The sequence below is a fragment of the Chryseobacterium sp. ON_d1 genome (genome assembly GCF_006829085.1).
Lineage (GTDB): Bacteria > Bacteroidota > Bacteroidia > Flavobacteriales > Weeksellaceae > Chryseobacterium.
In genome coordinates this window covers 118,780-142,595 of the sequence record NZ_BJTC01000014.1, presented here as the reverse complement: position 1 = coordinate 142,595, position 23,816 = coordinate 118,780, and the positions used below count along the sequence as shown (strand labels likewise).

The window sequence follows — 23,816 nt, the reverse complement described above, 5'->3', positions numbered from 1 at the left end:
ATGATAAAAGTAGCTATAACAGATGATCATCCACTTCTGCTGGAAGGATTGAAGAATATTTTAGGAAACAGCACTACCATAGATGTGGTAGATTGCTTCAGAAACGTTTCAGAAATGAACGCAGGCCTTGCCAGGCAGGCAGTTGATATCTTATTACTGGACATCAACCTAGCAGATACCAATAGCATTGAACTCATAAAACCCTTGAAGAAAAAGTATGAAAATCTTCAGATTATCATCCTGAGTGTTCACAATGAACTGCCTGTTATTAATAGCTCTCTGGCAGAAGGTGCTTTAGGATACATTCAAAAGAATGCTTCGGTTTCCGAAATCCTCGAAGGCATTGCTACAGTATATAGAGGAGAACAGTTTCTGTGTTCACAAACCAGGTCCGTTCTGGAAAAAAAATCTGTAGATGGGTTAAGCCAGGTTCCGAAACTGACCCGAAGAGAAAAAGAAATTCTGGCTGAAGCTGCCAAAGGTCTTACCACCAATCAAATGGCAGAAAAGCTTTTTATCAGTCCGCATACTGTAGAAAGCCACAGAAAAAATCTTATTGAAAAATTTCAGACATCCAACCTGAGTTCAGCAATGAAATTAGCCATAGAATATGGATTGATTATCGAATAAAATATTCATCTACAAAAAAGGCCTGCTTACATCGTAAAAGCAGACCTTTTTCTTATATAATCAAATAATTGGTGTGTTTGTTTTAATCTTTGAATTTCAACGCAGCCTGAAACAGGTTTTTCTTTCCTATTAAATCATATTCGTCGTTATATTCAGGCTGATACATCAGGATGAAAACTCTGCCGTCAAAATCTTTTAATTGGATTGGCTGGTCTACCATGATATCGTAAAATCTTGTAATAGTACGTGTAGCGGTCCATTGCTTTGCGTTGCCCTTAGGGTTTTTGTCAAATCTGTGATCCTTCGCATCTGTATAATACCAATATGAAGGTGCTGAATCCATTAGAAACATTTCTTTATCCTTATTATAGAGTTCCTCAGCCATACCTGTATTCTGAAACCAGGGAACTTCAGTATTGAACTGTCCCAGAGCTCCTGCATAAATATCCTTATTGGTAGTGGCTCCCACTAAAAAACCTTCAAGATTGGTAGACGTGATCTCGAAAAGAAAGGTAGATTTTTTCAGTTCATAAACATCATTTACCGGCTGTACCACTTTTCCGTCCTGTTTAATAACTACTTTCAATGACTGTGCGAAAGCCATAAAATTTAGTAAGCAAAAAAGAAGGGTCAAACTTAATTTTTTCATTGTATTTCTTTAAATAACTGCGGCAAAGATATTAGACTTTACCTCTATATACACTCGCTGATTTCAGGGGTTTTTTATTATTGAAATTGCTGAAATTTTTTTCTAATAAAACCATTAAGAAGAGCTTAAGAAATAAAGTATAGTTAAGATGAATCATTCTTATCTTTAAGCGTAAAGCGAAGCTTATCTTAATATTTTCAACATCTTAATACGATCTTAATGTTTCAAAATATAAAAGTTTACACAAATTCATTCCTTCAAATGTAAATTGTATTTCCATTAAGGTCCTAATGCTCTCAGTTTTCTTACTAAAACAGATCAGCCTTTAACTGGATTTTTATATAAGCCGTTTTCTGCTTTTTACCATTGCCAGAAGCTGAATTAAGAGGATATACCTCTGCATAAAAGGTATCGTTATCGGTCCAGAATGCTTTTTTATCATCTGCTATTTTGAAGTTGGTGAAATTCACATATAAAATATTATCCTGTTTCTTTGTTTGTGGAAAATATTTAGAGATAATAAAATTGCTGCCCACATCATTATTGGATGAAATGCAGGTAACCCAGCTCTTGGTTGGGAGAATTTGCGGATAACCATCTGTACTCAGTTCAAACAAAACTGCATTTTTTATATTGTAAAAAGAATAATAAGAATCTGCAACTTCATCAGAATTTTCTTTGAAAACTTCCAGGTTTAGGTAAGGTGATCTTCCTACATATTCATTAGCAAGCGGTCCGGTTTCTGTAGATATATTTTCATGCTGGGTAATCACTTCTTCTCTGCCATTTTCTTTGTATACCCAGTTATCATCCTGTAGTTTCATATTCGGATTTTTCACCAATGTTTCATTGATTTTGGTTTTGGAGTTGGCCTTAAATTCCTGTTCTGAAATCTCAACAATTGTTCCGTATTTACTGAAAGACTTATTCTTAAAATCATCAGATTGTTTAAATGTGCTGCTTCTGATCTCATAAAGATCCACTCCATTTAAAGTTAATTTAAATGACGGAGTGAATTCTGATTTCAAGACAAAAGCTTCAATGCTGTTCGAAATATTATTATTAATGCTGTAATGAATAGAGTAGAAGTCCTCAAATTCTTCGAATCCGTAATAATTATCCAGCTTATTATAAGCGATTTTCAGATGAGCAGCCTCTTTATTCGGCGTTACAAAAAACTGTACAGAATCCAGCGTGGTAAATAATTGAAACGGTACCTCCTGTACATTATCTACGCCTTTAATTTTTTTGAAGTCGGCCAATGTAATGACTTTTTGCTTAACTTCAATTTTTGCTGTTTTAGTTTCTGATGTTTTATTCTGTTGATTGCATCCCACAAAAACAACCATACATGATATGAAAATTTGATTGGGTATTTTCATTTTCTATATTTTTGGGCAAAAGTATCAGTATTCAGATCTGTAACCAATAAAACAACCTGATATAGGGAATAAATGGCTGAAAACAGGGATATATTGAGTAGTGGATTTTGGAGAATTTTACCAAACGATAAATTAGATACTCTAAACTATTTTAAAAAATGAAAAACGTAATAACCAGCTTTTCAATTGTGATTATTTTATTAGCTTCGTGCTCACCTGCTACAGAAAAAAAAGGAAGTAAAGTTGATTCTGTAAAGGTAACAGCAAAAGAGATTTCAACTCCTGATCCGGTAAAGGATGTGGCTGAAATAGCAGAGATTCCGGGTGATTTTTCAACATTGGTTCCTATTGATGTACTGAACAACAAAAGTACAGATGTGTACGAGAAATATGGGCTAGAATTTTCGGGTAACTGTTATTCATGCGATTTGGCAAGTTTATCAATAACAAAGGAAAAAATAATTTGGACTAACGTCTGTGATGAAAAAGATACTTTTGAAATCAAAGATTTCTCTTTTACAAATGAAAAAAATAAAACTATTTTAAAAACTTCAGAAAGAACTTATATTCTGACACAAATAGATAAAGCTCCTGTTTATGAGCTTAGCGTGGAAGGTAAAAAACTGGAATTAAAAAACAAAAGATTGTCGAAGTATTTTACAACCAAAAAAGCCCTGCCTCTTTTTGCTGAGCATGATTGTGGCGGTTTTGAAGGGTAGAACTTTTCCATGAAAACGTACAAAATAACCGGTCCTGAAATAGGTTGATTCGTGTAATATTCAAATCAGAGTAGAAAGTTTTCTATTCTGATTTTGTTTAAAACGGAAAAAGTCCTCTAAAACTTAGAGAACTTTTTAATTGTATTTTGAAAATATCAAAGATGATAATATCCTTACTTTTGGATTATCAGTTTTTAATAAACTTGGAATTATACGTTTCTTTTTTGTTTTTTACCTGAATAAGGTAGTTTCCATGTATCAGCTCAGAAACATCAATTCCTTTTTTTCCATCTACATCATCTTTTGATAATATCAGTTTCCCGTTCGTATCATAGATCATTACTTTTCCTTCGGTATTGAATTTTAGAATATCCTTTACAGGATTAGGAAAGAGTAATAAATCCTTTTGAGTAGGAGTACCTTCTTTAGTAGATAAATTGTTAGAATTATTTTTAAACTTCACGAGAGCCGTTTTAATAAATGAATTCGTTGCTGAGTTTTTAAGATTTGCACTTACATAGATTTCTGTCATATCAGAATTAGTTCCGGCATCTACAAAAGTTTCAAAAGCTGTAGGGTCAATATCATGTACAACATAGCCATTGGTTCCAAATGTACTATCTAATGTTCCATCGGTATTAAAACGCGCTAGTAGTATTTCCTTATCCTGAGTGGTTGTTGAATTTACGATATAGGTTGTGTTCCCGACCAATAAGATTTTGCCATCCGGCTGTATGAACATTTTTCGGAAATTAGTTTTATAGGCGGTTACAGATGAAAAAGCGGCAGAAACATCCAAATTTCCCGTAAAATTAGTATTGCCGAAAGAGTAGTCTATATTTCCATACTTATCTGTTTTATAGATGCGGTAGTAGTACAATGACGCACCACTGTTATAGGTATTATCCATAGCCATTAAATAAACATTATCCTGTGCATCCAGCTGATAATCTACACCAGCATTGCTGCCACTATCTGAACCCTGAGAAGCATAAAAATTAAAATTGTTATCTTGAGAGCCCTGAGAAGAATACTTGGCGATAAATGCCTTTGAGCCCTGTCTATGGCTAACACCTGAATTATTATTAATTTTATATAAGCCACCTCCCACAAAGTAACTTCCATCAGACGCTTTAAGAATTTTTGCTGCACCTGTACCCATATGAATTCCTGTACTACCTGTTATTGCAGGAATATAGACTGGTGAAATGGAAAATCCTGAAGTACCCGTTTCATTTTTTAAAACCACTACACCACGGCCTCCCATATAATAACCATCACTTGCCAGAATAAAAAAAGAATTAGTGTTATTGCTGTTAGAAAGGTGAATACGTGGGTTCTCGATACAAGGAGAGCATCCTGAATTATTAAAGTCAACACTATTATTCGTTGATGTACCAAAAGCAGTATCTGCAGTGCCGTCTGAATTTAATCTTTTTACTCTGGTAGTATATAAGCTGTTGGCTTCCTGCGTTAATAACTTTCCATTAGAGTAGAGATATATACTGTTATAGGGGTTAGGGTTTGAAAAAACACCCATGGTGCCAAAAGTAGGATCTAACGTACCGGTATTGGTTAGTTTTTTTATTTGGTTACTAACCATCAAAAAAACTTTACCATCATTTGTAACCTGGATATTCGGGGCTCCACTTGGTGCATCATAACGGACTCCGTTATTGCCAAAGTTTAGATCTACCTGCCCATTTTGTCCATAGAATGAACCTGCAGAAAAAAATGCTAGAAATAGTAAATGTCTCATGACTATTATAAAATTTTAGTTTTCGGGTTATTAGTTGGTCGCAAAAATATGATTTTTTTTTGAGTAAAATACTAGGTTTTTAATTTTACATTATTTTTCATGTGCACTTGGTTTGGAATATTATAATTAGGGAAAATGAGGTCTTAAATGATTATAATAGTAAATGGATTGACCAAGCTGCTGTGAGAGATTTTTAAAGTCTTCAAGGGTATCATCAATCAATCCAAATTCATATTTCAGAATACCATTCACTCTTTCTGCTACCGCATTTTCATACGGGTCTGAGTTTTCTGTCATACTGATAAGGATACTGTATTCTTGTACAGGGGCTGATGTTTTTTTAAAATTTCATAAGGATGACTGCTTTTATTTTTTTTAGTCAACCTTTTTCAGGACGAGACAATACATAAAAAAACCTCAAATTACTTTGAGGTTTTTTTATATAAAATAATGACTTAATTATTTTGCTGGTTTTTTAGGACTCATCATCATAATCATCCTTTTTCCTTCAAGTTTAGGAAGCTGGTCTACTTTACCCACGTGCTCAAGTTCCTGAGCAAGCTTTAAAAGCAAAATCTCTCCCTGGTCTTTAAAGATAATCGAACGTCCTTTAAAAAATACGTAGGTTTTTAATTTAGAACCTTCTTCAAGGAATTTTTCAGCGTGCTTCTTTTTGAATTCATAATCATGGTCATCAGTCTGAGGCCCGAAACGAATCTCTTTTACAACCACTTTTACCTGCTTAGCTTTAAGCTCCTTCTGTTTTTTCTTTTGCTCGTATAAAAACTTTTTATAGTCTAATATTCTCGCAATAAACGGTTCTGCTTTATCGGAAATTACTACAAGATCCAATTCCTGTTCTGTAGCAAGCTGTCTCGCTTTATCAATTGGATAAACTCCCGGTTCTACGTTATCGCCCACTAAACGAAGCTCTCTCACACGAATTTTATCGTTGATCAAGTGAGCGTCCTCTTGTACCGGACGTCTCTGTGGGCCCCTGTTGTTAAATCTTTGTGCTATTGTATTATAATTTTATTGGTTAATTACTTAATTTAATTGATTTAAATATTTAAAATTGAAAGATTTCATGAATTCTTTAATCTTTGTATCCTTCAATCTTTTAATTTAAAATTTAGATTGCTGCTTCCTTTTTGAAATAAGCAACGAAATCCTCAAGCTTCATCACTCCCAGATCTCCTTCTCCTCGTCTTCTTACAGAAATCGTACTTTCATTTTCTTCATTTTCTCCTACTACCAGCATGAAAGGAATCTTCTTCAATTCAGCATCGCGGATCTTCTTACCAGTTTTCTCGTTTCTGTCATCAATCTGACCGCTAATATCGTGATTTTCCAAAAATTGTGAAACTTTTTTTGAATAATCTACATATTTTTCACTGATCGGTAGAATAATAAACTGATCCGGGCTCAGCCATAACGGGAAATCACCTGCAGTATTCTCTAAAAGAATAGCGATAAAACGCTCCATAGAACCGAAAGGTGCTCTGTGAATCATTACCGGTCTGTGCTTTTCGTTATCACTTCCGATATAATGAAGATCAAATCTTTCCGGTAGGTTATAATCCACCTGAATGGTTCCTAACTGCCATTTTCTTCCTAGAGCATCCTTAACCATGAAGTCAAGTTTTGGACCGTAGAAGGCAGCTTCTCCGTATTCGATCACGGTTTTCAAGCCTTTCTTTTCTGCCGCATTGATGATTGCACTTTCAGCTTTCTCCCAATTCTCATCAGAACCGATATACTTTTGTTTATTTTCAGGATCTCTTAATGATACCTGAGTTACAAAGTCTTCAAATCCTAAAGACTTGAAAACATAAAGCGTTAAGTCAATTACTTTTTCAAATTCTTCGGAAAGCTGATCCGGAGTACAGAATAGGTGGGCATCATCCTGAGTAAATCCACGAACTCTTGTCAGTCCGTGAAGCTCTCCACTTTGCTCATATCTGTATACAGTACCGAATTCTGCATATCTTTTTGGCAAATCTCTGTAACTCCATTGTGAAGTTTTATAAATTTCACAGTGGTGAGGGCAGTTCATTGGCTTCAGCAAAAATTCTTCTCCTTCATTTGGCGTTTTAATCGGCTGGAAGCTATCTTCTCCATATTTATCCCAGTGTCCTGAAGTTACATACAATTCTTTTGCTCCGATATGAGGAGACATTACGAATTCATACCCTCCTTTTTTCTGAGCGTCAGAAAGGAAATTCTCCAGCTTTCTTCTTAAAGCGGTTCCTTTTGGTAACCAAAGTGGTAACCCGGCACCTACTTTTTCAGAAAATGCAAAAATTCCAAGTTCTTTACCCAGTTTTCTGTGGTCCCTTCTTTTAGCTTCTTCTAATCTTTCAAGGTATTCAGTCAGATCCTTCTGCTTAGGAAAAGAAATACCATATACTCTTGTCAGTTGAGGGTTCTTTTCGTTTCCTCTCCAGTAAGCTCCTGCTGCATTTAATATTTTAACCGCTTTTACGATTCCTGTATTCGGAATATGACCACCACGACATAAATCTGTAAAATTATCGTGTGTTACAAAAGTGATTTCCCCATCATTAAGGTTAGAGATCAGTTCCACTTTGTATGGGTTGTCTGCATACGTTTTTAAAGCTTCTTCTTTAGAAACCGGATATAGAGAGAAGGTAGACCCTTTCTTTGCATTTTCTAAGATCTTTTTTTCGATCTTTTCAAAATCTTTTTCAGATAAGCTTTCATCCCCGAAATCTACATCATAGTAGAATCCGCTTTCAATGGCAGGACCGATGGTCAACTTAGCATTAGGATAAAACTCAAGGATTGCCTGCGCCAAAAGGTGGGCAGAAGAGTGCCAGAAAGCCTTCTTTCCAAGATCATCATTCCAGGTCAAAAGCTGTACCGTAGAATCCGTGGTTATAGGTGTGGTCGTTTCTACTTGTTTGTCATTAACAATTGCAGAGATGGTATTTCTAGCCAATCCCTCGCTTATAGATTTTGCCACATCTAGGGGAGTAACTGCTCCCTCGAATTCTTTGACACTATTGTCTGGAAGTGTAATTTTTATCATTGTTTACTAAGAAATTTTAAGATGCAAAAATACGCATTTTTTAGATAAAATACTATATTAGCCTATAATTAGACTGATAATTAATATTTAAAATGAAAAAGATGAAGATGGTTTTTGTCTCATCAGATTCTATATTCGGTGATTTACAGAAAAATATCTGCTGATTTTTCACCTTTCATAATCTTGATATTAAGAGTTGTTTTATAATTTAAATATTTGATAATAAGAGAATTACAAACTAACATGAATGCGATGAATATAGACCTGCACTGCGATTTACTCTATTATTTACTAAGATCAGATGCTGCTCTTGATGATAAAGAGCTGGGCTGCTCACTTCCTTATTTACAGGAAGGAAATGTAAAACTTCAGGTGATGGCAATTTACGCAGGAACAGGAGCAAACAGTACCAATTACGGATTGGAACAAAGTAAATTGTTTTCAAATCTCATTAAAAGCGAAAATTTTATTCTTTTTAATAAAGACAATTACACCATTTCTGATCATCAAAACAGGGTAGGAATTATCGCTTCCATCGAAAATGCCTCTGCTTTCTGTGATGAAAATCAAAGTCTTGATTCCGGATTCAAAAACCTGGAAATGATTATTGAAAACACTCAAAAAGTTCTTTATATTGGAATCACCCATCACCTTGAAAACCGATTTGGAGGAGGAAATAATGCCACAGCCGGCCTGAAGGAAGACGGAAAAGTCCTGATTGATTATATTGCAGACAGGAACATTGCTGTTGATCTTGCCCATACAAGTGATCAGCTGGCGCACGATATATTCACTTATATTGATCAGAAAAATTATTCAATTCCAATCCTGGCAAGTCATTCCAATTACAGAGCTGTATATAAAAATAACAGAAATCTTCCTGATGAACTGGCCAAAGAAGTAATCAAAAGAAAGGGACTGATCGGTCTGAATTTTATTAAAGACTATGTTGATATCAATCGTCCGGAAAAGTTTTATGAACATATTCAACATGGGCTGGATCTTGGCGGAGAAGACTGCATGGCTTTTGGGGCAGATTACTTCTACTGGAAAGATCATCCGGATAAATCCCGTCATCCTTTTTTCTTTCCGGAACACGCTAATGCATCTGTATATCCTGCTGTCAATAATGAGATTGAAAAACGATTTTCATCCGGATTGGCAGAAAAAATAAGCCATAGAAATGCCTTGAATTTTATAAATAATATGTATAAATAAAAACACTCTTATCCGATTAAATCAAAACATAATTAACAGGCCGTTTTACAATTTATGCGATTTTATTCTCTCTCAAATTGAGCTGATATCATAAAAAATCTGATTCAATTGCTAAATCTGTGAGAGAGAGAGGTATATTAAAAAGAAAGCAGCTGGTTATGGCGTTTTAATTTAAGTGAAATAAGTAGATGAATTATTGATTTTGCATTCTATTTTACATTAATTAATACGTTTCAATTGTCTTTATTTCAGTTGTTTATTGTGTGTTAATTAATGTTTTCTTTTATACCTTACTTTCTGCTTGATAATTTCAATCACGTCTACATTCTGGACTTTAGATTTAATCCATCCGTGAATATCAATATAAAATAATGACCGTCTGTAATATTCATTTTTAGAAAATTCTTCCAGTTTTTGATCAAAGTTTTCAAATGCTTTCTGTCTCTGATCCAATACCTGATTATTAATATTCTTAAAAAACTGAATTGCCTCAAAGTGGAATTCTTCCGGTTTTTTCATTTTCCTGGCAAACTTCAGAGTAGAAGTAATAAATTCATCATAATCTTCATCCTTTCCAGATTCATATTTGGCCATTAAGATCAGAATTCTGGTATGGAACAGCAGGTCTTCCTGTACATTTCCCTTAGATTCTATTACCCTCATCGAATATTCAATCGATTTTTCGAACATTTTACTGCCAAAAAACATAGCAGCCATTTTAAGGTAAAGAATCATAAAATGGTGTTCATCAATTCTTTCTCTGAGTTTTTCCATTTTCAGTTCTACTTCAGGAATCAGTTTTGTTCCTGTAAAAAATTCCCCTTTTACAAAGTGAATGTTCATCAGGGTGTTATAATGAGTAAGGAAAATAAGAGACTGAAGATTTTCATTCTGAATAAAATTCTCCGCATGCACCATTTTATTAAAATTCTCAAAATGCTCCTCCAGAATGTCAATATTTCCATATAAGAAAAGGATTTTGAGCAGATAGGTATTTCCTTTGATATACCATACAGGATGACTGTAGATCATTTCCGGTTTCTTATGAAAAAGATCTACCCATTGATAAGCATATTTTAAGGTATACTTATAATCCTGCAGCAGCTGGTTTTTCCAGACATGCGCCTTATAATACCAAAGCTTTTCCGTAAAATTCAGTTTGGCAGGGTTAATATTTTTAATCTCAGCATTGAAGATATCCAGGACTTCCTGGCGGTCTGTATCATTTTTTACATAGCCATGGGTAAGCATTTCACTGTATAATCTCAAAGAAAGATTAGAAAGTTTTGTGGTGTAGCGGTTCTGTTTACTGATCTCCTGAGACTGTTTAATAAGTTCTTCGGCGCGGCCCTCGATACTACGTGTAATGAATTGTGATTCAATTACTTTCTCAAGATCAATGATTTCTGAGGCAATACTTTTTTCATCCAGTTCCAGCGCAGTCTGTTTAGTCTTATCTAATATTTTTAAGGCTTGCTTATAAAGTCCTTTCTGATACAGAATATTGGCAAAATCCAATTGTTCACGAAGTTGGATTCTGTAATTCTGATGGCTCGGGTTCATGCGCAGACTCACCAGAATCTGTTTATAAAGATGAGCTTTAAGATTTGAAAGCTGTTGTTTTGTGGAAATTTTTTTCTCAATAATCACACTTTCATCATATTCTTTCATCTTGTCCATTTCGGAAAACAGAAGAAGAAATTTGGCATCTACATTAATTCCGAGACGGTTTACGTACAGTTTAAACTGTCGCTTTTCAGAGGTGGTCAATGACTTTACCAATACAAACAAAAAATCTTTCTGCAATTCTGCCATTGTAAATTTTTATAAATTAAAGTGTTGATTAATAAATAAATACGATTGTTTCAACAACAGTTGAGTATTGTAATTTTCAAAAAAAGTGAAAATGAAAAAATATTGCAAGCTGTAGTTTTGAGTCAAAATTAAGTAAAAAACTTCATTTATGAATTCCGAAAAAATTGAAATTTTTGATACAACACTGAGAGATGGTGAGCAGGTACCGGGATGTAAACTGAATACAGAACAAAAGCTGATTATTGCTGAAAGGCTTGATGAACTGGGGATTGATATCATTGAAGCAGGATTCCCGATTTCCAGTCCCGGAGATTTTGAATCTGTTTCAGAAATTTCAAAACTGGTAAAGAATGCCAAAGTATGCGGACTGACGAGAGCGAATAAAAAAGATATTGATACTGCAGCAGAGGCACTGAAGTTTGCAAAAAGACCAAGAATCCATACCGGTATCGGAACTTCGGATTCTCATATTAAATATAAATTCAACTCGACAAGAGAAGATATCATTATAAGAGCAGCAGAAGCCGTAAGATATGCCAAAACCTATGTGGAGGATGTAGAATTCTATGCAGAAGATGCAGGAAGAACAGATAATGAGTATCTGGCGCAGGTCTGTGAGGCCGTGATTAAAGCCGGAGCTACGGTGCTGAATATTCCTGATACAACAGGGTACTGTCTTCCGGAAGAATACGGGCAGAAAATAAAATACCTGCGGGAAAATGTAAAAGGAATTGAAAAAGCAGTGCTTTCATGCCATTGTCATAATGATCTTGGATTGGCTACTGCCAATTCTATTGCCGGAGCAATCAATGGAGCCCGCCAGATTGAGTGTACAATCAATGGACTTGGGGAAAGAGCAGGCAATACCGCTTTGGAAGAAGTGGTGATGATTCTGAAGCAGCATAAAAACCTTAATCTGCATACAGATGTTAATTCCAGGATGCTGAATGAAATGAGCGCCATGGTATCTGATCTGATGGGAATGGCTGTACAGCCTAATAAAGCTATTGTTGGAGCCAACGCTTTTGCCCACAGCTCAGGAATTCATCAGGATGGGGTGATTAAAAACAGAGAAACCTATGAAATCATTGATCCTGCAGAAGTAGGTGTGAATGCTTCTTCTATCATCCTTACAGCGAGAAGTGGCCGCTCGGCTTTAGCGTATCGTTTTAAGCATATCGGTTATGAGGTTACCAAGAACGAACTTGATTATCTATACCAGGAGTTTCTGAAGATCGCTGACCTTAAAAAAGAAATAGGCAATGAGGATTTGAGTATGATGATGAATTCTTTCGCCAGAAAAATAGGATAGGTTTGATTTAAAATCAAGATAAAGTAAACAATGAACAACAGTAAAAAGACACTTTTTGATAAAGTTTGGGACGCTCATGTAGTGGAAACCATTCCTGACGGACCTCAGATCATTTATATAGATAAACATCTTATTCATGAGGTAACCAGCCCTCAGGCTTTTGCAGAACTGGAATCCAGAAACCTGGAAATATTCAGACCTGAACAGATTGTAGCTACAGCGGACCATAATGTACCTACTCTGCACCAGGAACAACCTATTAAAGATGAACTTTCAAGAAATCAGGTAGAGCAGCTTACAGAAAACTGTAAGAAAAACAATATTGAACTTTTCGGATTGGGACATCCGTATCAGGGCATCGTGCATATTATCGCTCCAGAACTGGGAATTACTCAGCCGGGGATGAGTATTGTTTGTGGTGACAGCCATACCTCTACTCATGGAGCATTTGGATCTATTGCCTTTGGGATTGGAACCAGCCAGGTTGCTCAGGTATTTGCCAGCCAATGTTTATTGCTGAACAAACCAAAATCAATGAGAATTACAGTCAACGGTAAACTGAATGAAAATGTTCAGCCTAAGGATGTGATTCTTTATATCATTTCAAAAATAGGAACAGATGGTGGAACAGGATATTTCTGTGAATATGCCGGGAATGTATTTGAAGAAATGTCGATGGAGGGAAGAATGACTGTGTGCAACATGAGCATTGAAATGGGAGCCAGAGGAGGAATGATCGCTCCGGACGAGACTACTTTCGAATATGTAAAGGGAAGAAAATTCGCGCCAGCAGGAGAAGATTGGAATGAAAAAGTAGAATACTGGAAGACTCTGAAAACAGATGAAGGTGCTGTCTTTGATAAAGAACTGAGCTTTGATGCATCAGATATTTATCCAATGATTACTTATGGCACCAACCCGGGAATGGGTATTTCAATCCGTGAAGTAATTCCGGCACCGCAGAATGAATCTGAAGAAAAAGCATTGCAGTATATGGGACTGGAGGCCGGACAGACAGTGAACAGCATTAAGGTTAATTATGTTTTCATAGGAAGCTGTACCAATGCAAGAATAGAGGATTTCCGTTCAGCGGCTCAGTATATTAAAGGAAAAAATAAATCAGAAACGGTAAAGGCGCTGATCGTTCCAGGATCTCAGCAGGTTGTTAAACAGATTTACGAAGAAGGTTTAGACAAAATATTTAATGATGCTGGATTTCAGATCCGTCAGCCGGGATGCTCCGCATGTCTGGCGATGAATGATGACAAGATTCCTGAAGGAGAATATTGTGTATCCACATCCAACAGAAACTTTGAAGGCAGACAGGGCCAGGGAGCAAGAACTATCCTTGCGAGTCCCCTCACAGCAGCAAAAGCAGCAATAGAAGGTAAAATTTCAGCTTTTGAAAGTTTAAACTAAACCCATTAAAAGTACATGCAAAAATTAGTTATTATAAAATCCACTGCGGTTCCGTTACCGGCAGAAAATATAGATACAGATCAGATTATTCCTGCGAGATTTCTTAAAAGTATAGACCGGAAAGGTTTCGGAGAAAATCTGTTCAGAGACTGGAGATTCAATATTCATACAGGAAAACCGAATCCTGATTTTGTTTTGAACAATCCTAAATTCAGTGGTGAGATCCTTGTTGCCGGAAACAATTTCGGATGTGGAAGCAGCAGGGAACATGCGGCTTGGGCATTAACGGATTACGGGTTTAAAGTTATTATTTCAAGTTATTTTGCAGATATCTTCAAAGGAAACGCCCTGAATAACGGACTTCTTCCTGTGAAAGTTTCCGAAGGATTTTTAAAAGAAATCTTAGAAGGAATCAATGAAAACCCTGATCAGGAAATTGCCATTGATGTAGAATTGCAGTCTGTCAGTTTCAAAGATACCACTGAAACCTTCGAACTTGATTCTTATAAGAAAATATGCCTGCTAAACGGCTATGACGATATTGATTTTTTAATCAGCAGAAAAAAGGCGATTACAGAATTTGAACTAAAAACACAAAAAACAAATGAGCGACAATTATTTTAAAATCGCGGTGCTTCCCGGAGATGGGATTGGTCCGGAGATTATCAGTGAGAGCGTTAAAATATTAGATGTTATTGCTGAAGCTTTTCAATGTACATTCCAATTTGATTATGGGTTAATTGGTGCAGAAGCTATTTTTAAAACCGGAAACCCTTTGCCGGAAGAAACCCTGAAAATATGCAAAGAATCTGATGCCGTACTTTTTGGAGCCATTGGTGACCCTGTTTTTGATAACAATCCGGAAGCAAAAGTAAGACCAGAGCAAGGGTTATTGAAGCTTCGTAAAGAACTGGGACTGTTTGCCAATATCCGTCCTTTGAAGACCTATCCGTCCTTAATTGATAAGAGTCCGCTGAAGAGAGAAATTATTGAAGGAGCTGATATTCAGATTTTCAGAGAGCTGGTAAGTGGAATTTATTTCGGGGAAAAATTTACAGACCCGGAAGGAGCTTATGCTTACGATGTCTGCAAATACAGCCGTGAAGATATTATCCCGATTGCACATATGGCATTTCAGGAAGCACAGAAAAGAAAGAAAAAGCTTACGCTTATTGACAAAGCAAATGTTTTGGATACTTCAAGATTGTGGAGAAAGACCTGTCAGGAAATTGCATCTGAATATCCTGATGTAGAGCTTGACTATATGTTTGTAGACAATGCAGCCATGCAGCTGATTCTGAATCCTAAGCATTTTGATGTTATTTTAACTGAAAATATGTTTGGAGATATCATTTCGGATGAAGCAAGTGTGATTGGAGGTTCTATCGGGTTGCTGCCATCTGCATCAGTAGGAGAGAAGAATGCCCTGTTTGAACCTATCCACGGATCTTATCCGCAGGCTAAAGGAAAAGGAATTGCGAATCCTGTAGCATCTATTTTAAGTGTGGCGATGATGCTGGATCATCTTAATTTACAGGCTGCAGCAGATAAATTGAGACAATCGGTAGAGCATGCCATTGAAAATAAATATGTGACCATTGATCTCAACACCAAACAGTATTATTCCACAAGTGAGGTAGGCAGCTTTATCGCTGATTATATCAGATATTCCGAAAAATCATATTATAATTTTGAAAATATCAAAATCGGGAAATCAACCATTGTATAGAAAGCAAAAGTTCAGTTAGATAGTTAGAAGAAAAGTTCCGCCTCGTATGAGACGGAACTTTTCATTTTTTAATGATAAAGAAGTTTGTATTATCCGTTTTTCCTGATTTATTTTTTGAAGGCTTCTGAATATCTTCTTTGTCAATATCAGGTGGGTTGGTCTTTTTTGAAGAAGCAGGGATGTTCTGAAAATCTTCATTTTGTTTTTGAGTTTCTGCGGTGTTGGCAGATTCTTTCTTTTTGGTGTTTCCTTTTGTATCCATGACTTTAAATTTTAAATTCCAGGAATATGGATAGTATCATTCAAAGGGTTTGCCAAACAGAAATATTTTATCCTAAAGTCCCAGAATACCCATTTTACCGGTTTTATCCTCGATGGTATAATTCAGAGCTTTTGCCAAAACGAAAATATTATTCAGGTTTTCCATTAATTGTTTGCGGCCTTCGTTCCTCAGCTGATTCTGATCAATTGATTTTTCTGCTGTTTCTTTAGCCTTTGCAGTGACATTTTTAATATCTTTTTCCGAAATCCGGTTAAAGAATGAATCATCCAGAGATTGAATCTCAACACTCGGGGTAATTCTTATCTCAGCATCAGGAAGTTCAGTAATCACCAGTTTCTTATTGATGGAATCTACTTCTATCTTCATCTTATTAAGATCATAAGAAACCTGTGCATTTGTCTTTGTGTAAGTAATAATACTGTTGCTGGAAACTTCTTTTCCCAATACTTCATAGCCCATTTTGGTTTTCTGCATACTGGAGGTATTCTGTTCCATCACCACCATTTTATTCATCTTGGAAATCTGGTTGGTCAGGATATAATAATCCGACTGTTCAGTTTTAGTCCCAAGATTCAGGCAGGACTTCAGACCCAAAAACAGAAGTACCATAGCGCCGGCACCGGCTGCGAATGATAATATGGTTCTATAATTTCTCAAAATCTATTTAAAAATTTCTTTAATGACAGATGAATCGTTCTTTTTAAGAATTTCTGCTAAGTCTCTTTCTATATATCCACTGGTTGGCATTTCTACAATTCTTCCCACTTCTTTTCCATATCTTTTCAGGATAATGGTAGGAACTTTCTGAAGATTGTAAAGACTTTCATCACCAGTAGGAGATTCTTTCTTACGATTTACTGCAATAATACTCAATTTATTTTCCGGATAGTTTACGGCTTCCAATATTTTCATCAGTCTTGGAAAATCCCTGTGGCTGTCTTCACACCATGTTCCCATAAAAACAATGATATCATAAGACCCGATTTTCTCTTTTTTTAATTCACTGACTGCTTTTTGGTCAAGAACATATTCGTCATGTTCTTTTACATACCAATCAGAATAAGGAGCTTTTAAAAACTGTTCCTTCAGTTGGTTTCCCAAAAGCATTTTGCCATCTTTCTGAGTCTCAACCTCACGGTTTACCACTACTTTTTGAGCGCTAAGCTGCTGTGCAGCCCAAAATAAGCTTGAAAAGGCAACAATATTGGTAATAAATTTTTTCATATTTTATTTCTCGATAATTGATTTTAAATCAGCAGGAGAGTAGTATTTGTTTTTTAATACTTTATGGTCCGCCTGTCTGTACACATTAAATTTTTCTCCAGACTTTTCATAAAAAGATTCTACTTCTTTCTCTTTGTAAAATTCAACAGTTTCTTTTGCCTGTTCTTCATTATCACATGCTTTCGACATATTGGAACGCTGAACTTCGTTGAATAGCTCTACAAATTTGTTGCCAAGACCGAATTCCAGTACAGCACCACTTAAAACATACTGTAAATCACAAAGTGCATCTGCAATTTCTACCATATTATTATCGGCAATAGCCTGTTTTAACTCATTAAGTTCTTCCTGTAAAAGTTCTACTCTAAGATTGCATCTCTCCGGAGAAGGAATTTGTGGGGTATCTAAAATAGGGGCTTTGAAAGTAGTATGGAATTCTGCTACTTGGTTCAGACTATCAATTTTATCCATGAATTTTTTTATTTCCCACAAAGATAGAAAAGGATTTGTAAAATGTAAAATGTACAGGAGTAAAATATGAGACCCCAAAAACGCAGGGCTGTCTAATGTTTTTATTTTACTCCCGCGAATTAAAGTTAATAGGCATTCTAAACCATGATTTTACTGGTGTTCCATTAGTTTTTGCCGGACTCCACTTTCCTTTTATTTTTTTCAGAGCAAATTTTACATCCTCAAGAAGAATTTTATTGTTTTCTACTTTGGGTTCAAGATCTACATTGGTGATATCTCCATTTTCATCTATGGCAAAAGATATAAGAAATGTTCCTTTTGGGTTGTAAGATTCCCAATCCAGATAATTACTTAAGCTTTCAAGAACATCTTTTCTAAATGCTTTCATTCCACCGGGCATGGAAGCGGACTGATATGATTTAACAATATCATAATCGGGTTTGTAATTTTCAAAAAAATCCTTGGGTTGAAATAGAAAATCGAAATAAGCCGCAACTTTCTGTCCATTTTGCTCTGCAGGCTGCCAGTTTTTCAGGCTTCCTAGAGATTTGACAGCAAGATTGAAAGCACATTTGTTCTTTTCTATAATAGGATCATCACTCTTTTTCTTTACTAAAGCAGGTTTACCATTCTCATCAATCTTTAGGCTTACAAAATACATCTCATTTTTATCACACGGTTTTGAGCCGCTTTTCAGGAAATAGTTCTGCATATCTGAGAATAATTGGATGGAGCCTCCCTGGTAAGGAAACTGACCTTCGGGATATTGGGCAAGTGTTTTTTGTGAATATGCTGGCCCAAAGAACAGCATGACAAGAAGAACAGTAATTTTTTTCACGGTTATTGATAATGTTATTAATTTCTTCGCTAAAGTAAGAAAAAGTCCACAAATTTCAATTTGTGGACTTTTAATAGTATGTTGAAGGATTTCAATTACTCATATTTCCAGACTCCGGAGATGGTCAATATCATCAAGCCTGGCTGCTTTTCTCCATAGCTGAATACACCTATGTATTTTGAATGACAGGAAGTACAATTGGTGCCAAAGTATAAAGTCGGTAGATCATTAACGGTGAATTCTCCAAAATGAAGCATTCTTTGAGAGGTTCTGCTGACCATTCCATGTTTCAGCAATTCGTCTTTGGATAATACTTTATCTTCATTATATGCCTGAAAGATGGAAAACCCGGATTCGTATGGTGTTATTTTGATGGTATTTTCACAACCGCAATCGCAACAGGTGAAAGTGGCTCGTGCTGAAGGAATGGCTTCATCATTCCTGAAAATATTTTCTGAAAGAGCAGCCTTTTTGCTAATCGTTATTTTTGTTGAGATTGAATACATCTTAATGGATTTATGGCTGGATAACTGTGCCTACTAAGTTAGGATATTTTCCACTGGGACTTTTCTTAATGGTAACCTTTATATAACCTTCTTCCGCCAGTTTATTCCATGTTTTCTGGTAGCCGGTATTGATATCAACAGGAATTTTCCACATGGTTTGTTTTCCTTTTCCTGCCTGTCCGAACCATGGAATGATGTCTGCAGTCTGGGTCTTAAACTGCATTGAATTATTCAAAACATCAATTTCATAATAGAAATCATATTTTTCTTCAGGTTGATTTAAAGCTCTCTGTGTAAAAGTATACGTATACCCATTGATAATAGGACTTGTAAAGCTTCCTCCTAGAGTAGGAACGCCGGTTCCGTTATAGCTGCCTACAGCTCCGCTGTATCGGTCAAATTTCTGCCCAACCTGTAACGGAACATCATCAACGATATTGTAGCCTCCGTTTGCAGGTGGCCATCCTCCATTTAAATTATTAGCTTTAAAAAGTGCTTCCAGTTCACTCCATTTACCACGTTTATAAAGGTCATAAGCCTGATTTCTGATAGATGGGCTTACTGTATTATTAGTGTCGTACGTCACAGCCAGCTCATCTGCATTTTTGTAAAATACAGTGGTTACATCTGGATTGGAGTCTGGTTCATCATCTCTGTCAGAACTACAGGCGATGGAGAGGGTGGTGATCGTTAAGAAAAAAAAGTACTTAAATAAATGTTTCATATAAAAAATTTTAAATTATTTTAAAATTACAGAGGTATTAGAAGGGCTACCTTTTTTGAAACATCATTTTTACAAAATCTTAAGTGAATATTATGAATGCAGTTCTATTACAAGAATCAGATTTTACTTTAATAATAAGCTTTTCCGGCAGTATATTTAAATTATGGAATACACTTACACCAAAATAGGGTGAAAAGAAGCCTTGGATTACGCATCAAAAACGTTTCGAAGCTCCCTTAAATACAAACTGGGTAAACGGTACAATAAAAAAAAAATTATTATGCGATAAATTTAAATCAAAAAACTCAAATACTAGTGATTTTATTTTAAATAAAATATTTTTATAAAATTATTTGCAGTTATAAATGATTATTTTATGATTTTTAGCATTAAAATAAAACTGCCCCGTAAAGGGCAGTTTTTTTACATCGTTTAATTTTAAAGTCTTAATTTTTAATGAATCGTTTCGTTGATTCTCCAATTTGAAGCATATAGGCACCTTTAATAAGGTTGCTTACATTCACAGAACCTCTCTGAAGTTTTCCTGAGTCAATTAGTTTTCCACCCATATCAAAGATTTTATAGTCTTCTGATGTGGTATTGGAAATATGAAGGATATCTCTGGCGGGGTTTGGATATAGCTTAATATCTGTGATCAGATCTTTTGTGTTCTGAAGATCTCCTCTTCCTGAAGATACGATGTTAAGCGTGTAATCTTCAACCTGACCATAGGTAAATGCTTCACATGATGATGTTGGTATTGAGCTGTATTTCATCATCACTCTCATTCTGGTAGATCCAATGGTTGCTGTGGATGGAATCGTGATAGATCCTGTTACCGGACTGGTCGTAGACCCTGCTTTTGTCCATGCCAGCTCTCCGCTGTCTGTGAAGTCTCCGTCACCGTTGTAATCAATATAAACAGCGTATGCTTCGCTGTATTTTGTAGATGTCCAAACCGGAGTGATGGAAATTGTATAAGCATTTCCTCTTGTAACATTGGTAGAAATTGAAGTAAAGTTTTCATACCCTGCGGTTCCTGTAGAGGTATTGTTAATAGATCCGAATGTTACGTTTCCGATTCTTTCATCAGCTGTATTGGATGCTGAAGATGAGCAATAAGTAACCGTTCCGCCTGAAAGAGTGGTAACACTTACCGTATTACTGGAAACAGAAGTATTTCCTGCTGCATCTTTTGCTTTAACAGAGAAAGAATACGTGGTTGCAGGAGTCAGTCCTGTTACGGTATAAGTTGTAGAAGCAGTAGAGCCTATTAAAGAAGCTCCCTGGTATACATCATATCCTGTAACCCCCACATTGTCTGTTGCCCCTGACCATGAGAGATTGGTCGTTGTAGAAGTAGTTCCTGAAGCAGCAAGGGTAGGAGCTGTTGGTGCAACGGTATCAGGAGTTCCGGAACCTGCATTTACAGAGATGTTGGCATTGTTCACATCAAAGAAAATATGATTTGCTCCTTTTACCATAATTCTTCCGGTAGTGGTATTGGCATTAGGGATGGTTACAGCCTGTGAGCCGTCATTTGGAGTTCCTGCCAACAGTGTGGTCCATGTGTTTCCACTGTCTGTTGACCATAGGATATCTACATTGGCCGTATTTACGCCATTTGCTGTAGTTCCCGCCACATCCCAGGTCACTGTTTGAGAACTTCCTCCTGCGTACGTTGTCGCTGAGTTTTGTGAAGTTACCAGGAACGGCCCTGCGGTTGAATTTACGGTGATAACAGCATCATCAGAATTATTTCCTGAACCTCCCGCTTTGTTATCACGAACCGTAAATCTGAAATTCAATGTTCTCGCAACGGAAGAAAGAGCTTCAACAGTGATTTCAGATCCTGCTGTAGTAGTAGCTCCTGCTAGGATAGAAGCCATTCTTGGGAAATATCTTACTGGGGCTGTCGTTGGAGTCCATGATCTGAAGTTAGGCCCTGAAGCTTTTGTTGCGCTGGCAGCTGAACTTGCTCCTGTCTGGGAAGAAGAGGCATTATCCATCTGCTCCCAGATATAGGTCAGGGAATCCCCGTCAGCATCTGTTCCGGTACCTGTCAGTACAAATGGTGTTCCTTTGGGTATTGTATAATCCAGACCTGCATTGGCTGTAGGAATTGAGTTTCCGGTATTGGTGTTGACAGAGCAGGTTTTGGCTTTAATATTATTAGTGATCTGCTGAATGCTTATCGCATGGAAAAATGCATCGGAATGTGGCTGAATATCCTGGCTGGTAATTCCCGCATATCCCATAATTGTAGACCCCGAACCTGGTTCCATATTAGCTCCTGTGCCTTCGTTGTTCATAGAGAAGGTGTGATTACCGCCAAACTGATGTCCCATCTCATGGGCTACATAGTCGATATCAAAATTATCTCCTGAAGGAATAGCATCTGCAGGAGATGTATAGCCGCTTCCTTTGGAACCATTTGTACAGATACAACCGATACAGCCGGCATTTCCTCCGCCTCCTGAAGCTCCGAAAAGGTGTCCGATATCATAATTGGCTTCACCAATAACGGAAGTCAAGGTGCTTTGCAGCTGAGAGTTCCAGTTACTCATTCCTGAAGCAGCAGAATAGGGGTCTGTGGAAGCGTTGGTGTAGATGACAGCGTCGTTGTTGGCGATAAGAACCATTCTTGCGGCAAAATCTTTTTCAAAAACACCGTTTACGCGGGTCATAGTGTTATTCATTGCGGCAAGGGCCTGTGCTTTTGTTCCTCCAAAATATGTGGTGTATTCTCCTGTACAGGACAACGCCAGTCTGAAGGTTCTCAGTTTGGCATCATCAGCGTTGGGTCTTGCAGCAAGAGCAGAATTGGAGACTCCTTTCTGGGCGGCCTCTACCACAGTACATTCAAATTTGTTAAGATCATCCTTTTTATCAGACTTTCTGTATACTACATAGGTGGAAAGGTCTTTGGTGTATGGCTCAATGAATACAGCAGATTTATCACCGTAAATTTCCATTGATGACAGTCCTAGTGGAGAAACACTGAAATAGACTGTAGAATTGGGATCATCCAGACCTTGTCCCACATAGGATTTGATATCCGGATACTTTGCTGCCAGCTCAGGGGCAAAATTGGAATTCTCCCTCACTTTAAAATTCTCCATTCTTCCTTCTGAATTGGGGAAAGAAATGATGAGTTCTGATTTTTCGCCTACAGCCAGTCTTTTGGGAGCTTTTGCCAAAACATTTTTCAATCCGTTAACATCCAGGCTGTACACCTTGGGATTGTTGATGCCGGATTTGTTTTCAAAGATCTCTGATGAAGTTTTTCTGGAACTTTCAGACCAAAGACGGTCTGTCTGTGCGAAAGAAATACCCGAAATAAGGAGCATTCCAATCAGCGTTAATTGTTTTTTCATATTAAAAATTAAATTTGATTGTGGAATATCAAATCTAACAAAAAATATATTATGAAAAACAAAAATTTTTAAGAAAAATTTAGACTGTTTACTTAATTTATTATGCAATGCATTGAGTATAATTTAAAGCGCTCGTCTTTAAAAGAAAAATGACATACACCAAGGTATATGTCATTCTTATAGAGTTGATAATTTTCAATTATATTTTATCATCAGCAGTAGGGCCATAAAGACCGGGAACTTTATTTCCTGTTGATCTCAGATAAACAACCAGCTCACCTCTGTGATGGTACAAATGATTATAAAGAAAACCTCTTATCACCTGAATTTTCGGAGATGGCGGAAAAAGGATATTCCCATTCATTTCCATTTTCCACTCATTAAAATAAGTGTTTTCATCGGAATTTTCCAGAGCCTTCTGTGCATTGGCAACATTTTCTTCAAATTTTGCAAGGATATTTTCGGTTTTGGAAATATCTCCTTTATCATACTTATAGGCACCCATATCAAAAGTGTCCTGATTGAAAGTGGGTTCATACCAATTATATACTTCCGCAATGTGAGAAGCCAGCTGGCCTGTTGTCCAGTTTTTTTCAGACGGTTTCCAGTCCAGTGCGCTGTCAGGGATGGCTTTTAAAATTTTTCTGGTGTTTTCGGCTTCATGCAGAAATTCACCTAAAAGTGCCTTTTTAATCATTTGTATCGGGAT

At 36.5% G+C, this 23,816-nt stretch carries 22 protein-coding genes and 1 pseudogene; 7 read left to right on the top strand and 16 right to left on the bottom strand.

Annotated elements, in window-relative coordinates; translation table 11 throughout:
* Positions 1 to 630: a response regulator transcription factor gene (locus CRS_RS20520; protein ID WP_142725819.1), complete on the top strand. Its 630-nt coding sequence runs from the start codon at positions 1 to 3 to the stop codon at positions 628 to 630.
* A gap of 82 nt (positions 631 to 712) precedes the next feature.
* Here CRS_RS20520 and CRS_RS20515 read toward each other — a convergent pair whose 3' ends face one another.
* Together CRS_RS20515 and CRS_RS20510 are read right to left on the bottom strand one after the other, a co-directional pair.
* Positions 713 to 1,234, bottom strand: coding sequence for a hypothetical protein (locus CRS_RS20515; RefSeq protein WP_228451311.1), 522 nt, complete (start codon positions 1,232 to 1,234; stop codon positions 713 to 715).
* A gap of 353 nt (positions 1,235 to 1,587) precedes the next feature.
* Complete coding sequence (locus CRS_RS20510; RefSeq protein ID WP_142725817.1) at positions 1,588 to 2,661, bottom strand: resolvase; 1,074 nt, start codon at positions 2,659 to 2,661, stop codon at positions 1,588 to 1,590.
* Between the two features lie 158 nt (positions 2,662 to 2,819).
* Here CRS_RS20510 and CRS_RS20505 point away from each other — a divergent pair, with 158 nt between their 5' ends.
* Entirely contained in the window at positions 2,820 to 3,380 is a 561-nt protein-coding gene (locus CRS_RS20505; RefSeq protein ID WP_142725816.1) for a hypothetical protein, read from the top strand.
* A 187-nt stretch (positions 3,381 to 3,567) separates the two neighbouring features.
* Here CRS_RS20505 and CRS_RS20500 read toward each other — a convergent pair whose 3' ends face one another.
* From CRS_RS20500 to thrS, 4 genes and pseudogenes are all read right to left on the bottom strand, one after another.
* The gene (locus tag CRS_RS20500; RefSeq protein ID WP_142725815.1) at positions 3,568 to 5,139 is read right to left on the bottom strand and encodes a T9SS type A sorting domain-containing protein; all 1,572 of its coding nucleotides are present in this window, start codon (positions 5,137 to 5,139) and stop codon (positions 3,568 to 3,570) included.
* Between the two features lie 71 nt (positions 5,140 to 5,210).
* Positions 5,211 to 5,451 (bottom strand): annotated as a pseudogene (locus tag CRS_RS20495) (integrase core domain-containing protein); the annotation flags it as partial.
* Between the two features lie 147 nt (positions 5,452 to 5,598).
* Positions 5,599 to 6,099, bottom strand: coding sequence for a translation initiation factor IF-3 (gene infC / locus CRS_RS20490; RefSeq protein WP_172617123.1), 501 nt, complete (start codon positions 6,097 to 6,099; stop codon positions 5,599 to 5,601).
* A gap of 172 nt (positions 6,100 to 6,271) precedes the next feature.
* Positions 6,272 to 8,191 (bottom strand): threonine--tRNA ligase, encoded by a 1,920-nt coding sequence (gene thrS / locus CRS_RS20485; RefSeq protein ID WP_142725814.1) that lies wholly within the window; start codon positions 8,189 to 8,191, stop codon positions 6,272 to 6,274.
* 252 nt (positions 8,192 to 8,443) lie between these two features.
* Between thrS and CRS_RS20480 the strand changes: the two genes are divergently transcribed.
* Positions 8,444 to 9,409 carry a dipeptidase gene (locus CRS_RS20480; protein WP_228451310.1) on the top strand — a complete coding sequence of 322 codons (966 nt, stop codon included), beginning with the start codon at positions 8,444 to 8,446 and terminating at the stop codon, positions 9,407 to 9,409.
* A 270-nt stretch (positions 9,410 to 9,679) separates the two neighbouring features.
* Here the strand turns inward: CRS_RS20480 and CRS_RS20475 are convergent, their stop codons facing one another.
* Positions 9,680 to 11,224, bottom strand: coding sequence for a hypothetical protein (locus CRS_RS20475; protein WP_142725812.1), 1,545 nt, complete (start codon positions 11,222 to 11,224; stop codon positions 9,680 to 9,682).
* 148 nt (positions 11,225 to 11,372) lie between these two features.
* On the opposite strand from CRS_RS20475, the gene CRS_RS20470 reads away from it, so the two are divergent.
* From CRS_RS20470 to leuB, 4 genes are read left to right on the top strand one after another with little or no spacing between them, the layout of a single operon-like run.
* Entirely contained in the window at positions 11,373 to 12,536 is a 1,164-nt protein-coding gene (locus CRS_RS20470) for a 2-isopropylmalate synthase (RefSeq protein ID WP_142725811.1), read from the top strand.
* A gap of 30 nt (positions 12,537 to 12,566) precedes the next feature.
* Positions 12,567 to 13,955, top strand: a complete 1,389-nt coding sequence (leuC, locus tag CRS_RS20465; RefSeq protein WP_142725810.1) for a 3-isopropylmalate dehydratase large subunit — start codon at positions 12,567 to 12,569, stop codon at positions 13,953 to 13,955.
* A gap of 15 nt (positions 13,956 to 13,970) precedes the next feature.
* Positions 13,971 to 14,579, top strand: a complete 609-nt coding sequence (gene leuD, locus CRS_RS20460) for a 3-isopropylmalate dehydratase small subunit (protein WP_142725809.1) — start codon at positions 13,971 to 13,973, stop codon at positions 14,577 to 14,579.
* Positions 14,560 to 15,684 carry a 3-isopropylmalate dehydrogenase gene (gene leuB / locus CRS_RS20455; protein WP_142725808.1) on the top strand — a complete coding sequence of 375 codons (1,125 nt, stop codon included), beginning with the start codon at positions 14,560 to 14,562 and terminating at the stop codon, positions 15,682 to 15,684. Before leuD ends, leuB begins: the two co-directional genes overlap by 20 nt.
* A gap of 61 nt (positions 15,685 to 15,745) precedes the next feature.
* On the opposite strand, the gene CRS_RS20450 is transcribed toward leuB, so the two are convergent.
* The 9 genes from CRS_RS20450 to CRS_RS20410 all read right to left on the bottom strand — a co-directional run bounded on the left by CRS_RS20450 (position 15,746) and on the right by CRS_RS20410 (position 23,804).
* Entirely contained in the window at positions 15,746 to 15,946 is a 201-nt protein-coding gene (locus CRS_RS20450) for a hypothetical protein (protein ID WP_142725807.1), read from the bottom strand.
* Positions 15,947 to 16,018: 72 nt separating this feature from the next.
* Positions 16,019 to 16,624: a DUF4230 domain-containing protein gene (locus CRS_RS20445; protein ID WP_142725806.1), complete on the bottom strand. Its 606-nt coding sequence runs from the start codon at positions 16,622 to 16,624 to the stop codon at positions 16,019 to 16,021.
* A gap of 3 nt (positions 16,625 to 16,627) precedes the next feature.
* Entirely contained in the window at positions 16,628 to 17,191 is a 564-nt protein-coding gene (locus CRS_RS20440; protein WP_142725805.1) for a thioredoxin family protein, read from the bottom strand.
* Positions 17,192 to 17,194: 3 nt separating this feature from the next.
* A complete protein-coding gene (locus tag CRS_RS20435) occupies positions 17,195 to 17,662 on the bottom strand; it encodes a nucleoside triphosphate pyrophosphohydrolase family protein (protein ID WP_142725804.1) in 468 nt (155 codons plus the stop codon).
* Positions 17,663 to 17,768: 106 nt separating this feature from the next.
* Positions 17,769 to 18,500 (bottom strand): energy transducer TonB, encoded by a 732-nt coding sequence (locus tag CRS_RS20430; protein ID WP_142725803.1) that lies wholly within the window; start codon positions 18,498 to 18,500, stop codon positions 17,769 to 17,771.
* 95 nt (positions 18,501 to 18,595) lie between these two features.
* Entirely contained in the window at positions 18,596 to 19,006 is a 411-nt protein-coding gene (locus CRS_RS20425) for a hypothetical protein (protein ID WP_142725802.1), read from the bottom strand.
* Between the two features lie 10 nt (positions 19,007 to 19,016).
* The gene (locus CRS_RS20420; RefSeq protein WP_142725801.1) at positions 19,017 to 19,730 is read right to left on the bottom strand and encodes a glycohydrolase toxin TNT-related protein; all 714 of its coding nucleotides are present in this window, start codon (positions 19,728 to 19,730) and stop codon (positions 19,017 to 19,019) included.
* A gap of 446 nt (positions 19,731 to 20,176) precedes the next feature.
* Entirely contained in the window at positions 20,177 to 23,107 is a 2,931-nt protein-coding gene (locus CRS_RS20415) for a reprolysin-like metallopeptidase (protein WP_142725800.1), read from the bottom strand.
* A 199-nt stretch (positions 23,108 to 23,306) separates the two neighbouring features.
* A complete protein-coding gene (locus tag CRS_RS20410) occupies positions 23,307 to 23,804 on the bottom strand; it encodes a DinB family protein (protein ID WP_142725799.1) in 498 nt (165 codons plus the stop codon).
* Positions 23,805 to 23,816: the final 12 nt, after the last annotated feature.